General features: G+C 64.5%; 23 protein-coding genes. 10 read left to right on the top strand and 13 right to left on the bottom strand.

Features of this window, described 5'->3' with window-relative positions; translation table 11 throughout:
- Positions 1-24 precede the first annotated feature (24 nt).
- Together RhoFasB10_RS06995 and RhoFasB10_RS06990 are read right to left on the bottom strand one after the other, a co-directional pair.
- On the bottom strand, positions 25-285 hold the full coding sequence (locus tag RhoFasB10_RS06995; protein ID WP_068423517.1) for an acyl-CoA-binding protein: 261 nt from the start codon (positions 283-285) through the stop codon (positions 25-27).
- A gap of 34 nt (positions 286-319) precedes the next feature.
- A complete protein-coding gene (locus tag RhoFasB10_RS06990) occupies positions 320-901 on the bottom strand; it encodes a TetR/AcrR family transcriptional regulator (RefSeq protein WP_206030585.1) in 582 nt (193 codons plus the stop codon).
- Positions 902-948: 47 nt separating this feature from the next.
- On the opposite strand from RhoFasB10_RS06990, the gene RhoFasB10_RS06985 reads away from it, so the two are divergent.
- Positions 949-1,887, top strand: a complete 939-nt coding sequence (locus tag RhoFasB10_RS06985) for an oxygenase MpaB family protein (RefSeq protein WP_167675756.1) — start codon at positions 949-951, stop codon at positions 1,885-1,887.
- 29 nt (positions 1,888-1,916) lie between these two features.
- Positions 1,917-2,696: an alpha/beta fold hydrolase gene (locus RhoFasB10_RS06980; RefSeq protein ID WP_167675754.1), complete on the top strand. Its 780-nt coding sequence runs from the start codon at positions 1,917-1,919 to the stop codon at positions 2,694-2,696.
- A 47-nt stretch (positions 2,697-2,743) separates the two neighbouring features.
- Here RhoFasB10_RS06980 and RhoFasB10_RS06975 read toward each other — a convergent pair whose 3' ends face one another.
- A complete protein-coding gene (locus tag RhoFasB10_RS06975; protein ID WP_068423510.1) occupies positions 2,744-4,060 on the bottom strand; it encodes a class I SAM-dependent methyltransferase in 1,317 nt (438 codons plus the stop codon).
- Entirely contained in the window at positions 4,057-5,484 is a 1,428-nt protein-coding gene (locus RhoFasB10_RS06970; protein WP_068423508.1) for an FAD-binding oxidoreductase, read from the bottom strand. Before RhoFasB10_RS06970 ends, RhoFasB10_RS06975 begins: the two co-directional genes overlap by 4 nt.
- Before the next feature lie 284 nt (positions 5,485-5,768).
- Between RhoFasB10_RS06970 and RhoFasB10_RS06965 the strand changes: the two genes are divergently transcribed.
- On the top strand, positions 5,769-6,203 hold the full coding sequence (locus RhoFasB10_RS06965) for an SRPBCC family protein (RefSeq protein WP_068423646.1): 435 nt from the start codon (positions 5,769-5,771) through the stop codon (positions 6,201-6,203).
- Here the strand turns inward: RhoFasB10_RS06965 and RhoFasB10_RS06960 are convergent.
- The gene (locus RhoFasB10_RS06960) at positions 6,200-6,847 is read right to left on the bottom strand and encodes an HTH domain-containing protein (protein ID WP_167675752.1); all 648 of its coding nucleotides are present in this window, start codon (positions 6,845-6,847) and stop codon (positions 6,200-6,202) included. The genes RhoFasB10_RS06965 and RhoFasB10_RS06960 overlap by 4 nt on opposite strands.
- 89 nt (positions 6,848-6,936) lie before the next feature.
- Between RhoFasB10_RS06960 and RhoFasB10_RS06955 the strand changes: the two genes are divergently transcribed.
- From RhoFasB10_RS06955 to RhoFasB10_RS06940, 4 genes are all read left to right on the top strand, one after another.
- Positions 6,937-7,644, top strand: coding sequence for a siderophore-interacting protein (locus RhoFasB10_RS06955; protein WP_068423644.1), 708 nt, complete (start codon positions 6,937-6,939; stop codon positions 7,642-7,644).
- Between the two features lie 71 nt (positions 7,645-7,715).
- Entirely contained in the window at positions 7,716-8,054 is a 339-nt protein-coding gene (locus RhoFasB10_RS06950) for a YbaB/EbfC family nucleoid-associated protein (RefSeq protein ID WP_068423505.1), read from the top strand.
- A 10-nt stretch (positions 8,055-8,064) separates the two neighbouring features.
- Positions 8,065-8,673: a recombination mediator RecR gene (gene recR / locus RhoFasB10_RS06945; RefSeq protein ID WP_068423503.1), complete on the top strand. Its 609-nt coding sequence runs from the start codon at positions 8,065-8,067 to the stop codon at positions 8,671-8,673.
- Positions 8,674-8,804: 131 nt separating this feature from the next.
- Complete coding sequence (locus RhoFasB10_RS06940; protein WP_167675750.1) at positions 8,805-9,827, top strand: type IV toxin-antitoxin system AbiEi family antitoxin domain-containing protein; 1,023 nt, start codon at positions 8,805-8,807, stop codon at positions 9,825-9,827.
- A 29-nt stretch (positions 9,828-9,856) separates the two neighbouring features.
- Here the strand turns inward: RhoFasB10_RS06940 and RhoFasB10_RS06935 are convergent, their stop codons facing one another.
- The 3 genes from RhoFasB10_RS06935 to RhoFasB10_RS06925 form a co-directional block, all read right to left on the bottom strand.
- Entirely contained in the window at positions 9,857-10,564 is a 708-nt protein-coding gene (locus tag RhoFasB10_RS06935) for a glutamine amidotransferase (RefSeq protein WP_167675748.1), read from the bottom strand.
- Positions 10,557-11,822 (bottom strand): Mur ligase family protein, encoded by a 1,266-nt coding sequence (locus RhoFasB10_RS06930; protein WP_167675746.1) that lies wholly within the window; start codon positions 11,820-11,822, stop codon positions 10,557-10,559. Before RhoFasB10_RS06930 ends, RhoFasB10_RS06935 begins: the two co-directional genes overlap by 8 nt.
- A gap of 111 nt (positions 11,823-11,933) precedes the next feature.
- Complete coding sequence (locus RhoFasB10_RS06925; protein WP_167675744.1) at positions 11,934-12,866, bottom strand: EamA family transporter; 933 nt, start codon at positions 12,864-12,866, stop codon at positions 11,934-11,936.
- 72 nt (positions 12,867-12,938) lie between these two features.
- Here RhoFasB10_RS06925 and RhoFasB10_RS06920 point away from each other — a divergent pair, with 72 nt between their 5' ends.
- Positions 12,939-13,838 carry a LysR family transcriptional regulator gene (locus tag RhoFasB10_RS06920; RefSeq protein WP_068423498.1) on the top strand — a complete coding sequence of 300 codons (900 nt, stop codon included), beginning with the start codon at positions 12,939-12,941 and terminating at the stop codon, positions 13,836-13,838.
- A gap of 34 nt (positions 13,839-13,872) precedes the next feature.
- Here RhoFasB10_RS06920 and RhoFasB10_RS06915 read toward each other — a convergent pair whose 3' ends face one another.
- Positions 13,873-14,265 carry an SHOCT domain-containing protein gene (locus RhoFasB10_RS06915; RefSeq protein WP_068423496.1) on the bottom strand — a complete coding sequence of 131 codons (393 nt, stop codon included), beginning with the start codon at positions 14,263-14,265 and terminating at the stop codon, positions 13,873-13,875.
- 126 nt (positions 14,266-14,391) lie between these two features.
- Here RhoFasB10_RS06915 and RhoFasB10_RS06910 point away from each other — a divergent pair, with 126 nt between their 5' ends.
- Positions 14,392-14,823 carry a DUF6325 family protein gene (locus RhoFasB10_RS06910; RefSeq protein WP_167675788.1) on the top strand — a complete coding sequence of 144 codons (432 nt, stop codon included), beginning with the start codon at positions 14,392-14,394 and terminating at the stop codon, positions 14,821-14,823.
- A gap of 10 nt (positions 14,824-14,833) precedes the next feature.
- Positions 14,834-15,109, top strand: a complete 276-nt coding sequence (locus RhoFasB10_RS06905) for an SHOCT domain-containing protein (RefSeq protein ID WP_068423494.1) — start codon at positions 14,834-14,836, stop codon at positions 15,107-15,109.
- 62 nt (positions 15,110-15,171) lie between these two features.
- On the opposite strand, the gene RhoFasB10_RS06900 is transcribed toward RhoFasB10_RS06905, so the two are convergent.
- The 4 genes from RhoFasB10_RS06900 to RhoFasB10_RS06885 are packed head-to-tail and all read right to left on the bottom strand — an operon-like array spanning position 15,172 to position 19,119.
- Positions 15,172-16,203: an oligopeptide/dipeptide ABC transporter ATP-binding protein gene (locus RhoFasB10_RS06900; protein WP_167675742.1), complete on the bottom strand. Its 1,032-nt coding sequence runs from the start codon at positions 16,201-16,203 to the stop codon at positions 15,172-15,174.
- Positions 16,200-17,258 (bottom strand): ABC transporter ATP-binding protein, encoded by a 1,059-nt coding sequence (locus tag RhoFasB10_RS06895; protein WP_167675740.1) that lies wholly within the window; start codon positions 17,256-17,258, stop codon positions 16,200-16,202. The genes RhoFasB10_RS06900 and RhoFasB10_RS06895 overlap by 4 nt, the downstream gene beginning before the upstream one ends.
- Positions 17,255-18,190 (bottom strand): ABC transporter permease, encoded by a 936-nt coding sequence (locus tag RhoFasB10_RS06890; protein ID WP_167675738.1) that lies wholly within the window; start codon positions 18,188-18,190, stop codon positions 17,255-17,257. Before RhoFasB10_RS06890 ends, RhoFasB10_RS06895 begins: the two co-directional genes overlap by 4 nt.
- The gene (locus RhoFasB10_RS06885; protein WP_167675736.1) at positions 18,187-19,119 is read right to left on the bottom strand and encodes an ABC transporter permease; all 933 of its coding nucleotides are present in this window, start codon (positions 19,117-19,119) and stop codon (positions 18,187-18,189) included. Before RhoFasB10_RS06885 ends, RhoFasB10_RS06890 begins: the two co-directional genes overlap by 4 nt.
- Positions 19,120-19,128: the final 9 nt, after the last annotated feature.

The following is a 19,128-nucleotide window of genomic DNA, read 5'->3' as shown; positions in this document are numbered from 1 at the left end:
GCAGTCGGGATCCGCGCCGAGAAGCTACCGTCCGAGGAGGCGGTCGACCAGGTCGACGTAGGACTGCTTCGCCGACTCCTGGTCGGTGCCCTCCAGCTTCGCCCAGGCGTCGTACTTGGCGCGGTTCACCATGTCCAGTCTTCCCGGGCGCTTACCCGTGACGTCGCCGTTCGAACCTTGTTTGTACAACGAATAAAGATTCAGCAGGTCGTCGTTGCTCGGCTTGGTCGTGAGCGTCTTGACGTCGATCTGGGCCTGCTGGAACGACGCATCGAGATCGGACATGGTGAGTGACTCCTCGGGTGTCGGCGGGCCTCGATCATGGCATGAAGGAGCCGGTTTTCCGGCCCGCTTCGGACACGAGTTCCACACAGTGGGCGACGAACTTCTCGCGTGGCACGGTGACGGTCCCGTCGAGATAGCCCGCGAACAACGCCGTCAGGGCGCCGACGACGCCCACCGCGACGAGCTGCGCGTCGTCGGCGTCTCGATCGGTGAGTTGCGCGCGTACCAGCTCTACGAACCCCGGCACGAGCGCGGCGCCGCTGCCGCCGAGCGCAGGCTCGGAAAGTGGGGCCAGGAGCAGGACACGTCCGACGGCCGGGTCGTCCAGCACGAGTTCGACGAAGGCTCGGACGGGTGCTTCGGCTCGCGCGTCGCCCTGCGCGTGTTCGACGGCTGATTCGATCGCCGCGCGTGCCCGTTCGCCCACCTGGGCGTAGACGGCGCGGACGAACTGGTCGCGGTCGGTGAAGCTCTCGTAGAAGTACCGCTCGGTGAGCTTCGCGGCCCGGCAGACGGCCCGCACGCTGACCGACGGGCCTTCGGGAGCGCCGAGCAGGGACGTTCCGACGTCGAGAAGCGTCGTGAATCGGTGTCGGCGGCGGTCGTCGATGCTCATCGCCGCGACCATTGACTACGCATGTTGTCAGATCCTAGTCTGACAACATGCGTAGTCAGTCCGGTGAGGAGCGACCGGTGCCACTCGGCCCCGACTCGCTGACGTGGAAGTACTTCGGCGATTGGCGCGGCATGCTGCAAGGCGTGTGGGCCGGGTCGATGCAGAACATGCATCCCGGGCTGGGCGCGGGCGTCGAGCAGCACTCGAGCTTCTTCGACGAGCGGTGGGAGCGGCTGTTCCGCTCGCTCTATCCGATCGGCGGCGTGGTGTTCGACGGCGACCGCGCCGAACGGACGGCGCTTCAGGTGCGCGGCTACCACGCCGAGATCAAGGGGGTCGACGCGCAAGGCAGGCGCTACCACGCGCTCGACCCCGACACCTTCTACTGGGCGCACGCGACCTTCTTCATGGGCACGATCATCACCGCGGATCACTTCATGGGCGGCGTCAGCGACGAGCAGAAACGGCAACTCTTCACCGAACACATCCAGTGGTATCGCCTCTACGGAATGAGCATGCGGCCGGTGCCCGAGACGTGGGAGGACTTCCAGGTCTACTGGAAGCACATGTGCTGCGACGTGCTCGAGGACAACAAGGCGACGCGTGACGTGCTTGATCTGTCGCGTCTCGGGCCCCCGCCGTTCGCGTCGTGGATTCCGGGGCCGGTGTGGTCGGTGCTGCGCATTCCCATCGCCCGCGGATTCGTCTGGTTGACCGTCGGGATGTACGACCAACCGGTGCGAGATCTGTTGGGCTACAGCTGGACTCAGCGTGACGAGCGGATACACCGGCTCGTCGGGAAGGCGGTGAACGCGGCGTTCGCGTTCGTGCCGCGTCGGTACCGCATGCATCCGCGCGGCCGGGCCGGATGGGACCGGGCGACCGGGCGGGTGGCGTCGGACAGTCCGTTGCCGGAAACGCCTGCTCGCAATCTGCCGCCGCTGTCGGAACGCGACGACCCCAAGCATTACAACCCGCGGGTGTAGCTCACCCGGTATCGGGTACCTGACGTCACATGCACAACGTGAGAACAGGATCCGGCAAACCTTTGGTGCTCGTCCATGGCCTGGGATCCAGTTTTCGAAACTGGGACCCGATCGTGCCCGCGCTGAGTGCGGAACGGCAGGTGATCGCCGTCGATCTTCCGGGATTCGGTCGGACGCCGCCGCTGCCCGAGGTCACCATCGCGACGCTGACCGACGCGCTGCGTGAATTCCTCGACGCCGAAGGACTGTCCGACGCGGATGTCGTCGGCAGTTCCATGGGGGCCCGGATGGTGCTCGAGCTTGCCCGACGCGGCCACCGCGGCACCGTCGTATCGCTGGATTCCGGTGGTTTCTGGAACGACACGCAGGTGAAGGTGTTCGGTGCGTCGATCACCGCGTCGGTGGCGCTGGTCAGTCGGATTCAGCCGTTGCTGCCTTTCGTGACCGGCAATGCCGTGACGAGAACGCTTGCGCTGGCGCAGTTCTCGGCGGCACCGTGGAAGTTGCCGCAGGAGCTCGTACTGCGTGAGCTACGCGGGTTCTCCGACGAGGCGTCGCCCTCGCTGTCCGCCGCGCGCAAGGCTTTGATTCACGGGCCACGTCAGGAAGGTGCGCCGCGGGGTTCGCTGCAGGGCAAGGTGGTCATCGGCTGGGGGCGTCAGGACAAAGTGACGTTGCCCAGCGAGGCGAAGGTCGCGATGGAGCGGTTCCCCGACGCCGAGCTGCACTGGTTCGACAAGTGCGGGCATTTCCCGCACTGGGATCAGCCGGAGCAGACATCGGCCCTCATACTTCGGGCATGTGCATAGAAATACGTAACCCTCTATGTATTTCTATGCACATGCGACGAAGTCGCCTACCCCTCCCACCACGGGCGCAGCGGCACATCCGCCTCGCCCTTCGGGCCGAGCTTGACGCCCAGAACCTGGTGCAGCTGAACGACGTTGCGCTCGAAACCAAGTCGCGATCCGGCCATGTACAGGCCCCACACGCGTGCCGTTCCGACGCCGGCTTCCGCGACACAGGCGTCCCAGTTGTCGACGAGGTTCTGGCACCACGCCTTCAGCGTCAGCGCGTAGTGCTCACGTAGGTTCTCCTCGTGCCGCACCTCGAGGCCGACGTCCTGCATCTCGGTGATGATGCGGCCCGAGCCGGTGAGCTCGCCGTCCGGGAAGACGTAGCGATCGATGAAAGCGCCTGCGCGAGCGTGGCTTCGGTTGTCCGGTCGCGTGATGCAGTGGTTGAGCACCCGGCCACCGACGCGAAGCTTGGACTTGATCGACTCGAAGTACGACGGGTAGTTGTGCACTCCGATGTGCTCGGTCAGCCCGATCGACGACACCGCGTCGAACTCGGTCTCGGGGATGTCGCGGTAGTCGGAGAAGCGCACCTCGGCGAGGTCGGACAGACCCTCGTCGGCGATCGCCTTCTGCGCCCACGCGGCCTGTTCCTTCGACAGGGTCGCACCGATCGTCTTGACGCCACGGCGGGCGGCGTAGCGCACCATTCCGCCCCAGCCGCAACCGATGTCGAGCAGACGATCGCCCTCCTTCAGTCCGAGCTTGTCGAACACGAGGCGGTACTTGTTCTCCTGCGCCTGTTCGAGGCTGTCGCCGGAGGAGGTGTACGCCGCGCACGTGTACGTCATGGAGGGCCCGAGCACGTACTCGTAGAAGGTGTTCGACACGTCGTAGTGATGCGAGATGGAATCGGCGTCACGAGTCTTGGAGTGACGCAACCCTTCTGCGATCCGACGCCACCGCGGTACGACTTCCTGCGGGGGAGGTGCGATGGGACGCAACAGGTCCCAGCCGAGAGAGCGAGTGATCGACGCGAGGGTCAGTGCGCTCGGGCGTCGAAAATGCAGTTCGTCGCCCATCATGCGCAGGAGGTCGTACGGGTCGCCCGGATGTACGCCGATCGCCTCCAGGTCGCCCGAGACGTAGGCGCGAGCCATACCGAGATCGCCAGGGGCTGTCGCGAGATACGTCGTTCCTCGCGGGCTCTTCAGGTCGAGGCCGAGCGCAGCATCCTCCGGGCCCGCGGCGCTGCCGTCGTATGCGGTGAACCGGAGAGGGATGTTGCCGTCGGAAAGAAGTTCGAGAATTTCGGAAATGGTGAGCTTGTGCGCTCTCGCTGCGTCGCGGGTACCGGGCTCTTTGAATGTCGTCATTTTCTTTGCACCGCCTTCGAATACATGTCCAACAGACGTGATGTGGGGTCGTAACGCTTCTTGAGTTCCTTGAATTTCGCGCCGCCGTAGAGCGCGGCGAACTCGTCCTCGGTGTAGAACGCCTCCGAGTAGAGAGATTTGTGCCCGCCGAACTCGGTCACCTTCTTCTCGATCGCGCGGTTCGCCGCACCTTCGGGCTCGCCTGGGACGATCGGAACCGAGGACCAGAAGCCGACGTTGACGTAGGTCCGCTTCGGTTCGAGGGGGTACAGGGGCCACGGCCGGGCTGCGTCGGCGCCGGGTGCGGCGGGTTCGCGAAGTCGTAACGGGCACAACCACAACGGCTCGATCGGGATTTCGTCCAGGAACCAGTGCACGAACGCGGCGGTGTTCTCGATCGGCACTTCGATGTCCTGTACGACGCGTTCGCGCGGTGGGTTGCCCTTGCGTGCCTCGAGGCGGTCGGCGATGTCGTACTTCTGGTCGAGTCCGATGAGCTTCCAGTAGAAGCTGGAACGGCGGTACTTCGTCGGCCAGAAACGTCGAATCCTCGGATTCTGCGTTCCGAACGCACGCGAGCACCAGAACCAGTCGGTGTCCCACCGCCACAGGTAGTCGTGGATGGTGAGTCGATCGGACTTGGGCGTGCTGCCCGTGTGTTGAATCGAGCGGTAGTAGATCTTCGAGCCGGCGTGGTAATCGCTGACCGGGCCGGGTTCGGCAGTCTGCACGCCGAGCGTCAGGTAGCTCTCGGTCGCGGAGAAGACGACGCCGTCGAGATAGTGGACTGCGATGCCGTCGTACTCACGCTCGGTGGCGATGCGGTCCATCGTGGCCTGCATCGTCTCGAGGTCGTCGAAACGCACGTGCCTCAGCGCGACGTACGGCAGGACGGGTTCGAGGCGAATCTTCAGTCTGGTGGCATAGCCGAGCGTGCCGTACGAGTTGGGAAAGCCCCAGTACAGCTCGGAGTTCTCGCCTTCTGGTGTTGCAGTGAGGATCTCGCCGCTGCCGGTCAGGATGTCCATCTCGAGGACGGATTCGTGGGGCAGGCCGCTGCGAAACGACGTGCTCTCGATGCCGAGGCCGGTGACCGCACCGCCCAGGGTGATCGTCTTGAGCTGGGGGACGACGAGAGGAGCCAGGCCGTAGGGAAGCGTCGCGTCGACGAGGTCCTCGTAGGTGCACATGCCCGCGACATCTGCGGTGTTGTCCTGAGGGTTGACCGAGATGACGCGCGAAAGGCCGGACACGTCGAGGCCGGGCGCGTTCGCGACGGCCCGCGTACGGAAGAGGTTCGACGTCTTCTTCGCCAGCCGAACCGTCGCATGGGAAGGAATGGCGCGGTAGCTTCCGAGTAGCTGCTCGACCCCCGCCCGATGTGCCGCGAAACCGGTTTCCCTCGGTTCGGGCCTTCGTCTCATGAACCCTCTCGCTGAAGCCACAGGAAGACGCTATCGCCACGGGTCGCTCGGAGCCACCGCGATTGCTGCGCGCGCGGGCAAATTTCACTGAAATGTTGCTCCGTTCGCGCTGGATAACGGTGCAAAAGCGACAAATGGTTGCGTTCTACATCTTTTTTGTCGCGCTGAGAAAGTGTGCCGTGAACCATCTCACATCGCCGTATCCGTTCGTAGCCGAGCGACCCCTCCTGAAGGCAGGATGGAAAACGGACATGTTCGCTCGGTACGCACAAGGAGATTCGCCCGTGGCACAGGTAAGCGCCAGCAGTTCCATCACCCTCGCTCAGTCGCCCGATCAGGTGTTGGCAGCGCTCACCGACTACGAGACGGTTCGACCTCGTATTCTGCCCGAGCAGTACCTCGACTACACCGTCCTCGAGGGCGGTCAGGGCGCAGGCACGGTTGCTCAGTGGACCCTGCAGGCCACGTCGAAGCGTTCGCGGAACGTCAAGGCCACGGTCAGCGTCGACGGTTCGACCATCACCGAGCGCGACGCGAACTCGTCGATGGTGACCACCTGGACCGTCGCGCCGTCGGGATCGGGCAGCGAGGTCACGACGACGACCGAATGGAAGGGCGCAGGCGGCATCGGCGGCTTCTTCGAGAAGACGTTCGCGCCGCTCGGTCTGAAGAAGATCCAGGCGCAGACGCTGGCCAACCTGGAGAAGGAAACCCGCTAACGCTCGTCGAACCGCGGGTCGCCGATCACAGCGACCGTGCCGACGACGGCGGCCCGCATCGACCACTCGAAGTCCGAGTCCAGACTTCGACTCTCCGCATCCACGCCCAGCGGAATCACGCTCAGGTCGTCTCTGGCCACCATCGCAGGCTGGTTCTGCCGCCTGTCCGGGGTGTGGACGAGTTCGGCCAGCGCGATGGCGTGTTCCGCCACCGTCGCGACCGCCCACACCGCCTGCGTGGGGCTCAGGTCGTACTGGGTCGCGTACCGCTGCTGCACCGCGTCGATCTTCGCGAGTGCATGGTGCGACCCGGCGCCGATGTTCACCAGGTAGTGCGCGATACCGGGATGCCCGTGAACGAGCCGACGTAGATCGATGGCGAGGCGCATCAGAGCGTCGTGCAGCGATTCGCCGTCCGCGGGTGCGGGAAAATCCCACCGCCGCAGGATCTCTTCCGCGACGAGATCCTTCACGGCGTCGATGCCGTCGATGTTGTTGTAGATCGCGACGATGCTGACCCCGAGCTTCTCGGCGAGCGTCTTGACGGTCACCTTCGGCAGCGTCAGTTCGATGCCTGCCGCCGTGATCGTCTCCGGGGTCACCCGGCGTCGGCGTCCGGCGGCGGGTCGGATCTCGGCCTGCATACACAAAGCATACGAGTAACCCGGCTGGTGCGAGGGCGTCGCCGAAGTTTAGCCTTACTCAAGTAGTGATGACTTCCGGGAGGTGGGTCATGACGGTTCCAGAATCGGGACCAGGCTTCTACGAGCCGGCTCTGCGGACGCTTGCTGTCAGTCGGCCGCGGCCAGGGGTGCTGCGCATGACGTCGATGGTGACGCCGACTCGTCATGCCGCCGACTGGGACGCGCTCAGCATCACGGAGTGGCTGCAGTTCCCCGGCGTTCCGTCCCTCGACATCACGGTGCGGCAATTCGACGCCGACCGCGGCATCCTGGACATCGAATTCAGCCCCAGCCTCGAGAACACGATCATGCAGCGCTGGCTCGGATCGATCGAGGTCGGTTCCTCGACGCCCATCGGCGGGCCCAGAGGCAGAGGTCTTCCGAACTTCGAGAGTGGTCGACGCGTCCTGCTGTTCGCCGACGAGGCGTCCGTGCCGGCAGTGCGCGCGATACTGCAACAGTGGCCCGCGTCGGCCACCGGAACGGTGTGGTTGGACACGCCCGACCCCGCCGCTGTCGCGGAACTACCCGTCGTCGATGGCGTCGGCGTCGTCAGCTTCCACGTCGGTATGGGGTTCGACCCGCTGGTGACCGCAGCCAGGCGCTCCGACATGGACTCGACCACCACCGTCTGGGCGGCCGGCGAGCGTTCACGGATGGACGCCATTCGGGCGGTCTGCCAGGACGCGGGGCTGTCCGCGGACGATACGAGGATCTTCGGGTACTGGTCGGACGACAGGCGTGGTCGCCGCGGCTAGGGGCGGCAGCGGGTGTGCTGGACCGGATCCCTACTAGGCTGAACGCGACAGTGCGACGAGAGGATTCTTCAGTGCAACCCGGTGAGCAGCCAGACATCGCGTCGATCATGCAGCAGGCGCAGCAGATGCAGCAGCAGTTGATGGCCGCGCAGGCGGAGATCTCACAGGCGGAGGTGTCCGGACAGGCCGGCGGGGGTCTCGTGCGGGCGACCGTGAAGGGCACCGGCGAACTCGTCGGGCTCACGATCGATCCGAAGGTCGTCGATCCCGACGACGTCGAAACGCTACAGGATCTGATCATCGGAGCCGTGGCCGACGCGTCGAACGCTGCGCAGTCGGTTGCGGCGGAGAAGCTCGGCCCTCTCGCGGGTGGTCTCGGCGGCGGTTCGCTCGGCCTTCCCGGCTTCTGAGGACGGACACGTGTACGAAGGTCCTGTTCAGGATCTGATCGACGAGCTCGGCAAGATGCCGGGCGTCGGCCCGAAAAGCGCGCAGCGCATAGCTTTTCACTTGTTGGGTGTCGAACCACCCGAGGTGGAGCGGCTCATCAAGGCCCTGCAACGTGTACGTGACGGCGTTCAGTTCTGCACGGTCTGCGGCACGGTGTCCGACAAGGAACTGTGCCGCATCTGTGCCGATCCGCGACGCGATCGCAGCATCATCTGCGTCGTAGAGGAGCCGAAAGACGTTCAGGCAGTGGAACGTACACGTGAGTTCAAGGGTCGATACCACGTGCTCGGCGGCGCACTCGACCCGTTGAACGGCGTCGGGCCGGACCAGTTGCGCATTCGAGAGTTGTTGATGCGCGTCGGGAATCAGGACGACGGCGTCGACGTCGCCGAAGTCATCATCGCCACCGACCCGAACACCGAGGGTGAGGCGACGGCGACGTATCTGGTGCGCATGATGCGGGACTTCCCGGGACTTGCGATCACCCGTCTGGCCTCGGGGCTGCCGATGGGTGGGGATCTGGAGTTCGCGGACGAGCTCACCTTGGGGCGCGCTTTGACGGGTCGTCGAGCGTTGTAGGCGGCTTCGCCGCATGTGCATAGAAATACATAGTCCGCTGTGTATTTTCATGCACATGAGTTGTCCCCACCCTGTGGATAACTCATGGTTTTCGGCTTTCGCTGTCGGAGCATCAGCGCATTGTGCTGCGCATGGTAACGAAACCCAGCGGTCGATGGCAAGAACTACTCGACGCCCAGAACGGCATCCTCACGACTACCCAGCTGTACGAACAGGGTGTCAACCGTGAGTCGATCCGCCACGCGGTGGAAAGCGGCCAATGGCTTCGAGTTTTTCGCGGCGTCATATCGACTACCAACGGGCCGCTCACACGCTCGATGATGTGTTCGGCGGCTCTCCTGTACGCCGGGCCACGGGCGCTGCTCAGTCATGACACGGCGGCCGAAGAATGGGGAATGCTGCGACCTCGGTACGGACCTGTACACGTGACGGTCCCGTTCGGGACATCGGCGACAAGTCAGGGTGCGGTCTTGCGACACGCGAAGCTGCGGTTCACGGCGCAGTCGAACAACGAGATTCACCCCGGCGTCGTGATTCACCGGTCGCGCGCGTGGTCGCACATCGGGGTGGAGACCGATCCGTGGAGGACGAGCAAGCCGGACACGGTGCTGGACCTTGCGGTCGACTCTGCCAGCGCCCGAGATGCAATGGTGCGAATGGTGTCGGCGATGTCGTCGGGTGCAGTCTCGGTGGATGCGATGCGAAAGAAGGTGGAGCTCAGGCGTCCCCGTCGATACCGGAAGGCGCTTCTCGACACGTTGGCGCTGCTGGCCGATGGAGTGCATTCTGCTCTGGAGCACCGATACGTAATCGACGTCGAGCAGGCGCACGGGTTGCCTTCGAGCGCGCGCCAGGCGCCACATCACGTCGACGGGCGGACGCTTTTCGAGGACGTCCTGTACGAGGAGGTGGGACTCATCGTCCGGCTGGACGGTCAGGCATTCCATTCGGCGAAGCAGCGTCGGTTCCGGGATCGACGACGCGACAATGCCGCAGAACTCGGAGGCCTACCTCGTCTCGTCTACGGGTGGGACGAGGTGACGAAGGATCCGTGCGGGGTGTATTCCGAGGTGCGGGCGGTGCTGGTCAGGGAGGGATGGGACGACACGTCGTTTCCCTGTGAGCGGTGCGCTCATGTGCACGAAAATACATAGCGGGGTCTGTATTTTCGTGCACGTGCGCGTCAGCGCCTCAACCGCTCTCTCCGAAGCTGCGTGACTTCCTCCAGCTCCAGGGGAGCCAAGGTCGACCCCGTCGCCTTCTCCAGCAAGTAGTCCGCCAGCTGCGGATTCCGGGCGAGCAACGGACCGTGCATGTACGTGCCGATCACCGACCCCTGTACGACGCCTTCACGCCCGTCGCCGACGCCGTTGCCGATTCCGCTCACGACCTTGGCCAGCGCACCGGCGTCGGGACCCAAAGTCGTTCCGCCGCGGTGGTTCTCGAATCCGGTCAGCTTGTCGGTGAGGCCGTCGAGAGTCGGCTCGGAGATGACCTCACCGATGGAGCGCACGTCCTGCGGCGACGTCGTCACGTCGAACAGCGAGATGCCGTCGACGCGTTCGCCTGCGGACGTCTCGTACCAGTGACCCAGGACCTGGATGGCCGCGCAGATCGCCAGTACCGGAACGCCGCGCGCCGCTGCGTTCTGCAGTCCGGGGTATTTCGTCAGATGTCGGGTCGCGAGCCGTTGCGCCGAATCCTCGGCTCCGCCGAGGGTGTACAGGTCGAGCGATTCCGGAACGGGATCGTTCAGCGTGATGTGCACGACCTCGGCGTCGATGTCGCGCATGCGCAAACGTTGTTTCAGCACGAGCGCGTTTCCGTTGTCGCCGTAGGTGCCCATGACGTCGGGCAGTACGAGTCCGATGCGGACGGTGGACTCAGACATCGTTCACCTCGCGTGCGAGTGCGCGCCCGAGATCACGGAACGCGGTGTAATTGGCGAGCACCTCGACGCGCCCGGGCGGACAGGATGCGATGGCCTTCAACGGATCTGCGACGGTCGTGTGCTTGGATCCGGCGTACAACAGTCGGACACCGAGATCGGTGGCCCGTTCACCGGATGCGACGACTGCGACGTTCTCGAAATGTTCGAAGCGAACGTCCCACAGCCACGACAGGTCCTCGCCGTCGGGTACCTGCCCGTTGACGGCGATGACGAGGCCGTCGACCGTCGGATCGATCATCGACAGCGCTTCCTGCCAGCCAGCGGGGTTCTTCGCGAGAAGCATTCGGACGGAATGAGATCCGTACTGCACCGTCGAATAGCGTCCGGCAACTTCGTTCACCGTGGACGCCGCGCGAACGGCATCCTCCGGAGTCGCTCCCAGCGTGACGGCTGCGGCGACGGCCTGAGCTGCGTTGCCTCGGTTGGCTTTTCCGGGTAGTGCCAACGACATTGGAATCTTCAGGCCGTCGGGCCCGTAGAGATTGTCGTCGTCGAGCCACCAGTCGGGAGTCGGCCTGGCGAAATCGCTTCCTGTCGAGTACCAGTGCTCGCCGTCCCAGATGATCGGCTCGCCGGTGCGCGGGCAACTGACCGAGTCGCCTGCCCAGCCGCCGCCCGCGGCCACCCACACCACGTTGGGAGCGTCGAATGCCGCGGACGTCACCAGGACGTCGTCGCAGTTGGCGATCACGACGGACTCCGGATGACGGGCGAGCCCTGCCCGCAGCTTCCGCTCGATCATGTTGATCTCGCCGACGCGGTCGAGCTGGTCGCGGCTGAGGTTCAGCAGCACGACGGCAGCGGGGGAGACGGCGTCGCACACGTGCGGAACGTGGAGCTCGTCGACCTCGAGAGCCGCGAGCGGCGCGTCGATGTGCGCGTGCAGCGCCGCGACGATCCCGGCGTCCATGTTTGCGCCGTCGGCCTGCGTTGCGACCTCACCGAGCGTGGAGAGCGCGGCTGCGGTCATACGCGTCGTCGTCGATTTGCCGTTCGTGCCGGTGACGACCACTGTGCGACGCCCGGAGCCGAGCCCCGTCAGAATGTCGGGATCGAGCTTCAAGGCGACCAGCCCGCCGATCATCGACCCTTTGCCGCGGCCTGCCTTGCGCGACGCCCATGTGGCGGCCTCCGCGGCCTTCAAAGCCAGCCGGCCGCGCGCGCCTATCGCGGCCTTGCGCTCACCCGTTCGAACCATGCGCCGAGTCTGGCACAGACCTGTCCGGCAGCTCTCGTCGGAAGGTGGCTCGGCCGGGGAATCAGGCCGATGACGAGGGGAAGATCACGCCGGTGGGATAAACGATCGCAGTCAGGTGGAGGCCGTCGCGCGTCTGGTCGGAAGAGCCTCCGGCCGTGTCGCCTTCTGCATTCCCCCCAGACATCCGGCGATCACGACAGCGCCGCCGATCAACGACAACGGGCTCGGTTCCTCGCTCAGGAACAGCCAGGCACCCGCGATCCCGACGACGGGCACCAACAGCGAAAACGGTGCGACGACGCCCGCCTGATAGCGGCTGATCAGGATTGTCCACAGTCCCGAACCTGCCAGCGTTCCGAACACGGCGATGTAGCCGACCCCGGCCAGGGCCTGCCATGCCTCGGGGCTGAACGCGTCCGCAAGCGCGACCCAGCCCGTCGTGGGCCCCTCGGTGATCGCCGACAACGCCAGCATCGGGACGGGCGGTACAACGCACATCCACAGCATGAGCCGCATCGCTTGCCCGGGGGTGGAGTGACCCGACCAGGTCGAGGCAGCCAGCTTGTTACCGAGGTTGCCGAAGGCCCAGCTGAGGCCGGCGAGCAGCGTCAGCAGGACGGGAAGCAGTGTCGCGGCCTGGGCGCGGTCGTAGCCGATGAGCGCCATCCCCGCTATCGCGACGGAGATGCCGAGAATCTGGCGCCTGGTGATGCGTTCGCGCAGGAGAAGGGCGCCGAGGACGACCGTGAACGGCGCCGACGACTGCAGGACCAGCGACGCGAGCCCGGTCGGCATCCCCGCGTTCATCGCGCTGAACAGGAACGCGAACTGAAGAACCCCGAAGCCCACGCCATAGAGCAGCAGCCACTTGATCGGGACCTTCGGCGGACGAACGAAGAGCAGCACCGGTACTGCGATGACGAGGAATCGCAGAGCGTTGAAGAAGAATGGAGGGAACTGATCGAGCCCGACGCGTATGGCCAGGAAATTCAGGCCCCACAGGACGGCGACAAGGATACCGAGGCAGCGGTCGCGGGTGTTCACTCGTTCATCGTCAGGTCTACCCACGTGTCAGCACAATCGAATATTGCGACACCGACACTTAAGATTCGCTACATGAACGTCGAGCGCCTGCGAATACTGCGCGAACTTGCCGACCGCGGAACCGTCGGTGCCGTCGCAGTCGCATTGTCTTTGACGCCGTCGGCCGTGTCCCAGCAACTCAAACTGCTCTCGAAGGAGGCAGGGGTCGCGTTGCTGGAACCCGACGGGCGCAGACTCCGCCTCACCGACGCCGGCCATGCCCTCGTCCTTCGGGCCGACGAGGTCCTCGGGGCCTTGCGTCGAGCGACGGCCGAAATGGAGTCGTACAGTGCGTCACCGAAAGGGCGCGTGCGCGTCGCGCTGTTTCCGTCCGGTGCCGCTCTGTTGCTGCCGGGGGTTCTGGACCGCCTGCGAGACAGCGGGACACGAGTGGTTGCGCGTGACGAGGACCTACCCGCCTCGTCGGTGCCGGCGCTGCTTGCCGACTACGACGTCGTACTCACCCATCGCGACGATCGAGCACCGGCAACCGCTGCCGCGCGCATCGAAGTGGAATCCCTGATGCGTGAGCCGATCGACCTCGTGCTCCCGCCGAGTCATTCGTTGGCGTCGAGGCAGTCGGTCGATCTGCGCGAACTCGCCGACGAGCACTGGATCAGCGTCCGTGGCGGTTTCCCGGTCGACGACGTGTTGCTGTCCGTCGCCGCGGCAACCGGGGTGCAGCCTCGTGTGGTCCAGCGTATCAACGACTTCCGGGTCACCGAGGAATTGGTGGCGCGAGGCCACGGGGTCGCTCTACTGCCGCGATATGCCGTCGTACATCCTGCGCTCGTGCGTATTCCACTGTCAGGAGTGCGAGCAGGCAGGATCTACGAACTCGCGACGCGACCCCGTGCTCGCGAGCTGCCGGCCGTGAGGGCGGTGGTGGAGGCGTTCGAGGCGGAGGCTGCGCGTGTGCACGGAAATCCGTAGCCGTCCATGTATTTTCGTGCACATGCTCTGAGCGTCAGCGAAGAGCTTTCTCCTTCAGCTGTGAGAACTCCTCCTGCGAGATGGTGCCGTTGTCGAGGAGTGTCTTCGCGTGCGCGATCTCCTCGGCGGACGTACGGCCTGCCACCTGCTTGATGTATTGGTCCTGCTCGTCTTTCGCGTGCTGGACGGCGGCCACCTGCCGTTTCGTCATGTCGCCGCCCTTGACGATGATGTAGATCAGCGCGGTCAAGAAGGGCGCAACGATGAGGAAGAAGATCCAGATCGCCTTGACCCATCCCGACGTCTTGTGGTCGCGGAACAGGTCCCCGATGATCGAGAACAGCACCATCAGGTAGGCCACGAACGCGAAACTCACGATTACCAACCAGAGAAAATCCCAGAACGAGTCCACGGCTTGCTGCTCCATTCCGCTGATAGTGAATCCAGACAGCTCATCGTGGCTCGGACGCGCAACTTGATCATCATCCGAAACAGGTGAATTCACCCGCGCCGGATGATGCGCAGGCGCAGGGCGCGGAGAAGCATCGTGACGATGAACGAGACGATGTTCGACGTGGGTCCGGTGGGCGTTCTCGTGGTGACGTTTCCCGGCGATCGAGCCGACCCCGCCGTCGTCGCCGCGCTGGCGCAGGTCGTCGAGCAGCGTGTGATCACGCTGCTCGATCTCGTGTTCATCGGCCGCAGTCTCGACGGATCACTGCGGCAGGTCGATGTCGACGAGGCGCTCGACGACGTCGGTCTCGAAATACTCTCGCTCGAGGCGAAAGCTCTGATCAGCGACGAGGACCTCGACGTCGTACGGGGCACACTCGAGCCGGGCACATCGGCGGCGATACTCGTCTACGAGCAGACATGGGCGCGCACGCTGTCGCATGCGTCGCGCGAAGCCGGAGGAGATGTGGCGCTTCACGTCCAGATCCCCAGGGAAACAGTCGAAGTCGCGCTCGCGGCAGCACTGGTGTAGGAGGCAGGCGATGGTATTCGGACGCGGCCGCGTGGGCAGGCCGGGACTCCTCGGAACGGTGGCGCGCACGGCGGTGGTCGCCGGAACTGCCAACGCGACCAACAACATGATGAACCGTCGCAGGCAGGAGCGCGAGCAGCCGCAGCAGCCGCCCCGACAGGCTCCCTCACCCGATACGGGAGACGACCTCGTCGGCAAGATCCAGAAACTCGCGGACCTGCGCGACCAAGGAATTCTCGACGACGCCGAATTCGCGAAGGCGAAAGCCTCGCTGCTCGGCACCTAGCACCCCGGGGGCGGTGGAATCAGAAGGGCCCCGCGCTGATCGAGCGCGGGACCCCTCTGGTGTCAAGCGACCGAGTCCTTCTCTCGGATAATCGAATCGGCGAAATGGCAAGCGGACACGGACCCGTTGTCGCGTCGCTCGAGGTTCGGTTCGATGCGAGTGCAGACCTCCTGGGCGTATGGGCATCGCGATGCGAAGGCGCAGCCGGTCGGTGGATGCGCCGGGTCCGGCGAATCGCCCTCGAGAATGGTTTTGGAGCGTGCACGTTGGATAACCGGGTCAGGAACCGGAATCGCGGACAGGAGTGCTTTCGTGTACGGGTGGCGTGGTGAGTCGTAAACCTCTGCCGCAGAGCCGATTTCGACGATTCGACCGAGGTACATGACTGCGATTCGATCACTGATATGCCGCACTACGCCCAGGTTGTGCGAGATGAACAGACACGTGAGGTCGAATTCCTTGTTGAGGTGGACGAGTAGGTTGATGACTTCCGACTGCGTCGATACGTCGAGTGCGGACACGGCCTCGTCGGCGACGATCACCTTCGGATCGAGCGCGAGAGCACGTGCGATGGCAACGCGTTGGCGTTGCCCGCCGGACATCTCGCCGGGATACCGCATCGCGAATTCGGTTCGCAGTCCTACCTTGGTCAGTAGTTCGGCCACTTGATCGTCGTGGTCTGCGCGCGAGGCCCTGTCGTAGATCCGCAGCGGCTCCGAAATCGCGTTGCCTACGGTCTTGGTCGGATCGAGCGATGCGTACGGGTCCTGGAAAATCATCTGCAGGTCCCGACGAGTGCGCCGAAGTTCTCGCCGGCCCAACGCCAGCAGATCTTTGCCCTGATACAAGACGGACCCTTCTTCCGGGTTCTCGAGCCGCAGGATCGAACGACCGAGTGTCGACTTGCCCGAACCCGATTCGCCGACGATGCCGAGCGTCTCACCGGCACGGATACCGACGCTGATGTCCCGCACTGCTCGGACGGTCTCACGGGGACGCCCCAGTACGTCGCGCGAACGCACGAAGGACTTGGACAAGTGCTGTACGTCGAGCAACACGGGCTTGGTGACGACGTTCTTCTCGAGAGTGGTCACAGCGACGCCTCCAGGTCTGCCGAATCGATGGTGCTGCGGGCCGGAACTGCCTCGATGGGCAACGCAGGGAGCAGGCCCGTCAGATCGTGGTCGGCGACGCGAACACACCGGGTGCTGCGGTCCGATCGGATTTCGATCAGTTCGGGATGCCGACCGTCGCACGTGCCCGCGACGGAATGTCGACACCGGGGCGAGAAGCGGCATCCCGACGGCATCTGCTCGGGCCGAGGGACCATGCCCGGGATCGCGACCAGATCATCCCCCGGTGCGATGCGTTGCGGTAGCGATTCGAGGAGCCCAGCTGTGTAGGGATGCAGCGGTTCCGCGAACAAGTGGTCGGCATGTGCAGTCTCGACGGGTTCTCCGGCGTACATGACGGTGACCTCGTCGCAGAAGTCCGCGACGACGCCGAGGTCGTGTGTCACCAGCAGCACCGCAGTGCCGAGTTCCGACTGCAATCGTCGAAGTAGTTGCAGCACACCGGCTTGCACGGTGACGTCGAGCGCTGTCGTAGGCTCGTCGGCGATCAGCAGTTTGGGATCACATGCGATCGACATCGCGATCATCGCGCGCTGCCGCATGCCACCGCTGAAGCTGTGGGGATAGTCCTTTGCCCGGCGTGCTGCGGCCGGAATTCCGACGAGGTCCAGCACCTCGATCGCCCTGGCCCATGCCTGCTTTCGTGAACTTCCCATGTGCGCGCGGACCGTCTCCGCGATCTGCTCGCCGACGGTGAAGACCGGGTTGAGACTGGTCATGGGTTCCTGGAAGATCATCGCGATCTCACGGCCGCGGATGGAGCGCATTCGGGCATCGTCCGCGTCCAAGAGATTCTCACCCGCGAAGTCGATGGTGCCGCGCGTGACTCTACTGTTGTGCTTCGGAAGTAGGCCGAGTATCGACAGTGCGGTCACAGTTTTGCCGGAACCGGATTCGCCGACGAGCGCACGAGTGCCACCCGCTGCAAGGTCGAGATGCGCGCCGGTCACTACCGGCGTCCAGCCTGCTTCGGTGCGAAATTCCACTTGCAGGTCGTCGATCGACAGAAGGTTCACGACTTTCTCCGTTCCTGGCCGACCGCGTCGCGGATGCCGTCGCCCAGCAGATTCAGGGACAGGATGGTGAGCATGATCGCCAATCCCGGCGGGACGACCATCCACGGGCTCTGGAATCGGTTGTCGAACGCGCTGCGGAGCATCGATCCCCAACTCGCGGTGGGTGGTTGGACGCCGAGTCCGAGGAAGCTCAGGCCGGCCTCGGCCAACAGGGCGAGCGACAGCATCAACGTGATCTGCACCAGCAGTGGTGATCTCACGTTCGGTAGTACGTGCATCAACACGGTGCGAGGCGTCGAGCACCCGACTACCTTGCTTGCTTCGATGTACGTCTCCTCCCGTACGTTGATGGTTGATCCTCGCACGACGCGGAACAGGCGAGGTGCGGATGCGGCGCCTACCGCCAGCATCGCGTTGAGGAGGCCGGGCCCGAAGATCGCGATGATCGCCAGAGCGAGCACGAGCGCAGGAAGGGCGATCAGGGCGTCGGCGATTCGTCCGGTGATCCAGTCGAACTTGCCTCCCAGATATCCAGCAAGAAGTCCGAGCGGTAGCCCGGTCACCGCCGCGAATCCAACGGCGATGAGCGGCGCGACGAGGGAAATCTGAGTGGCATAGATGAGCCGGCTCAGCGTGTCTCGCCCGAGCTGGTCGGTGCCGAGGATGTGACCATCGGAGAACAGGGGTAGGAACGCGGACGCCAGTTTCTGGTAGGCGGGATCGTACGGCGCGATCCACGGTGCAGCGATGGCGACGACGCCGAGGAGACCGAGAAAGATGAGGCACGCAATGTTGGTGCGGGACTTGAGGATTCGCCGGACGAAGAGACGACCAGGTGATGGTGGAGCCTGCCGGGTGCTGGTGGTCTTCGCCGAGGATTCGAGCTGACGTCGAGCGTTGTCCAGAGGCGACGAGAGAGGCTTGATCGTCATGATGTCCTGGCTTTCGGATTGAAGTACGCGTACGAGATGTCCACGAGCAGGTTGATCACGAGGACGAACAGCGTGATCACGACGACGAATGCCTGGATGACGGGGAAATCACGTTCGAGGATCGCCTTGAGAGCGACGGATCCGAGCCCCGGCATGCCGAACACCTGCTCGATGATCACCGCGCCACCGATGAGCGCGGCAGCCTGGAGACCGAACACGGTGACGACCGGCACGGCCGCATTCTTCGACGTGTGTTTGACGATCACCTTCCAGCGCGGCAGACCTTTTGCGGTGGCCGTGCGGATGTAGTCCCGTTCCAGAACGTCGATGACACCAGCCCGGGACTGCCTGGCGATCTCGGCAGCTGTGACGGTACCCAGTGCGAGGGCGGGCAGCACGAGGTGAGAGAACCATGCAGCGATGCCGTCGCTGAGAGGCGCGTACCCGGTTGCGGGGAAGAGTCGGAACTGCAACGAGAAGAACGTGACGAACAACAGACCGAGCCAGAAGCTCGGCATCGAGATGCCGAGGGTGGTCAGACTCGTGAGGGTTCGGTCGATCCACGTGCCCTGTCGTAGTCCCGCGAACACGCCGACGACGACTCCGAACACCAGCGACCACGACAGCGCGACGAACGCGAGAGACAAAGTGACGGGTAGAGCTTCGAGGATTGCGTCGATGTTGCGGTGGCTGCTGAGCAGCGAGGTGCCCAGATCGCCGGTCAGCAGGTTTCCGACCCAGCTGAAGTATTGAACGACGATGTTCTGATCGAGCCCGAGTTGGGCCCTGGTCGCGGCGATCTGCTCGGCCGACGCGTTCTCACCTGCCGCGACCACCGCGGCGTCGCCTGGGATCAAGTGGATCATCGAAAAACTGAGAATGGTGACGAGAATGAGCACTGGAACGGCAGCCAACAACCGTTTGACCATAAATATCAA

Origin of the sequence: Rhodococcus sp. B10 (genome assembly GCF_011770055.1) — a bacterium.
Lineage (GTDB): Bacteria > Actinomycetota > Actinomycetes > Mycobacteriales > Mycobacteriaceae > Rhodococcoides > Rhodococcoides kyotonensis_B.
The sequence above is the reverse complement of the archived record's forward strand: the minus strand, read 5'-3'. Positions and strand labels throughout refer to the sequence as shown.

What these genes read in the sequence shown, in the direction of transcription:
- RhoFasB10_RS06885 (WP_167675736.1), bottom strand. Translation starts at nt 19,119, where the DNA reads ATGGTCAAACGGTTGTTGGCTGCCGTTCCAGTGCTCATTCTCGTCACC.
- RhoFasB10_RS06975 (WP_068423510.1), bottom strand. Translation starts at nt 4,060, where the DNA reads ATGACGACATTCAAAGAGCCCGGTACCCGCGACGCAGCGAGAGCGCAC.
- RhoFasB10_RS06920 (WP_068423498.1), top strand. Translation starts at nt 12,939, where the DNA reads ATGAACGTCGAGCGCCTGCGAATACTGCGCGAACTTGCCGACCGCGGA.
- RhoFasB10_RS06960 (WP_167675752.1), bottom strand. Translation starts at nt 6,847, where the DNA reads ATGCAGGCCGAGATCCGACCCGCCGCCGGACGCCGACGCCGGGTGACC.
- RhoFasB10_RS06910 (WP_167675788.1), top strand. Translation starts at nt 14,392, where the DNA reads ATGAACGAGACGATGTTCGACGTGGGTCCGGTGGGCGTTCTCGTGGTG.
- RhoFasB10_RS06955 (WP_068423644.1), top strand. Translation starts at nt 6,937, where the DNA reads ATGACGGTTCCAGAATCGGGACCAGGCTTCTACGAGCCGGCTCTGCGG.
- RhoFasB10_RS06890 (WP_167675738.1), bottom strand. Translation starts at nt 18,190, where the DNA reads ATGACGATCAAGCCTCTCTCGTCGCCTCTGGACAACGCTCGACGTCAG.
- RhoFasB10_RS06995 (WP_068423517.1), bottom strand. Translation starts at nt 285, where the DNA reads ATGTCCGATCTCGATGCGTCGTTCCAGCAGGCCCAGATCGACGTCAAG.
- RhoFasB10_RS06930 (WP_167675746.1), bottom strand. Translation starts at nt 11,822, where the DNA reads ATGGTTCGAACGGGTGAGCGCAAGGCCGCGATAGGCGCGCGCGGCCGG.
- RhoFasB10_RS06970 (WP_068423508.1), bottom strand. Translation starts at nt 5,484, where the DNA reads ATGAGACGAAGGCCCGAACCGAGGGAAACCGGTTTCGCGGCACATCGG.
- RhoFasB10_RS06905 (WP_068423494.1), top strand. Translation starts at nt 14,834, where the DNA reads ATGGTATTCGGACGCGGCCGCGTGGGCAGGCCGGGACTCCTCGGAACG.
- RhoFasB10_RS06980 (WP_167675754.1), top strand. Translation starts at nt 1,917, where the DNA reads ATGCACAACGTGAGAACAGGATCCGGCAAACCTTTGGTGCTCGTCCAT.
- RhoFasB10_RS06940 (WP_167675750.1), top strand. Translation starts at nt 8,805, where the DNA reads ATGGTAACGAAACCCAGCGGTCGATGGCAAGAACTACTCGACGCCCAG.
- RhoFasB10_RS06990 (WP_206030585.1), bottom strand. Translation starts at nt 901, where the DNA reads ATGAGCATCGACGACCGCCGCCGACACCGATTCACGACGCTTCTCGAC.
- RhoFasB10_RS06935 (WP_167675748.1), bottom strand. Translation starts at nt 10,564, where the DNA reads ATGTCTGAGTCCACCGTCCGCATCGGACTCGTACTGCCCGACGTCATG.
- RhoFasB10_RS06985 (WP_167675756.1), top strand. Translation starts at nt 949, where the DNA reads ATGCGTAGTCAGTCCGGTGAGGAGCGACCGGTGCCACTCGGCCCCGAC.
- RhoFasB10_RS06915 (WP_068423496.1), bottom strand. Translation starts at nt 14,265, where the DNA reads ATGGAGCAGCAAGCCGTGGACTCGTTCTGGGATTTTCTCTGGTTGGTA.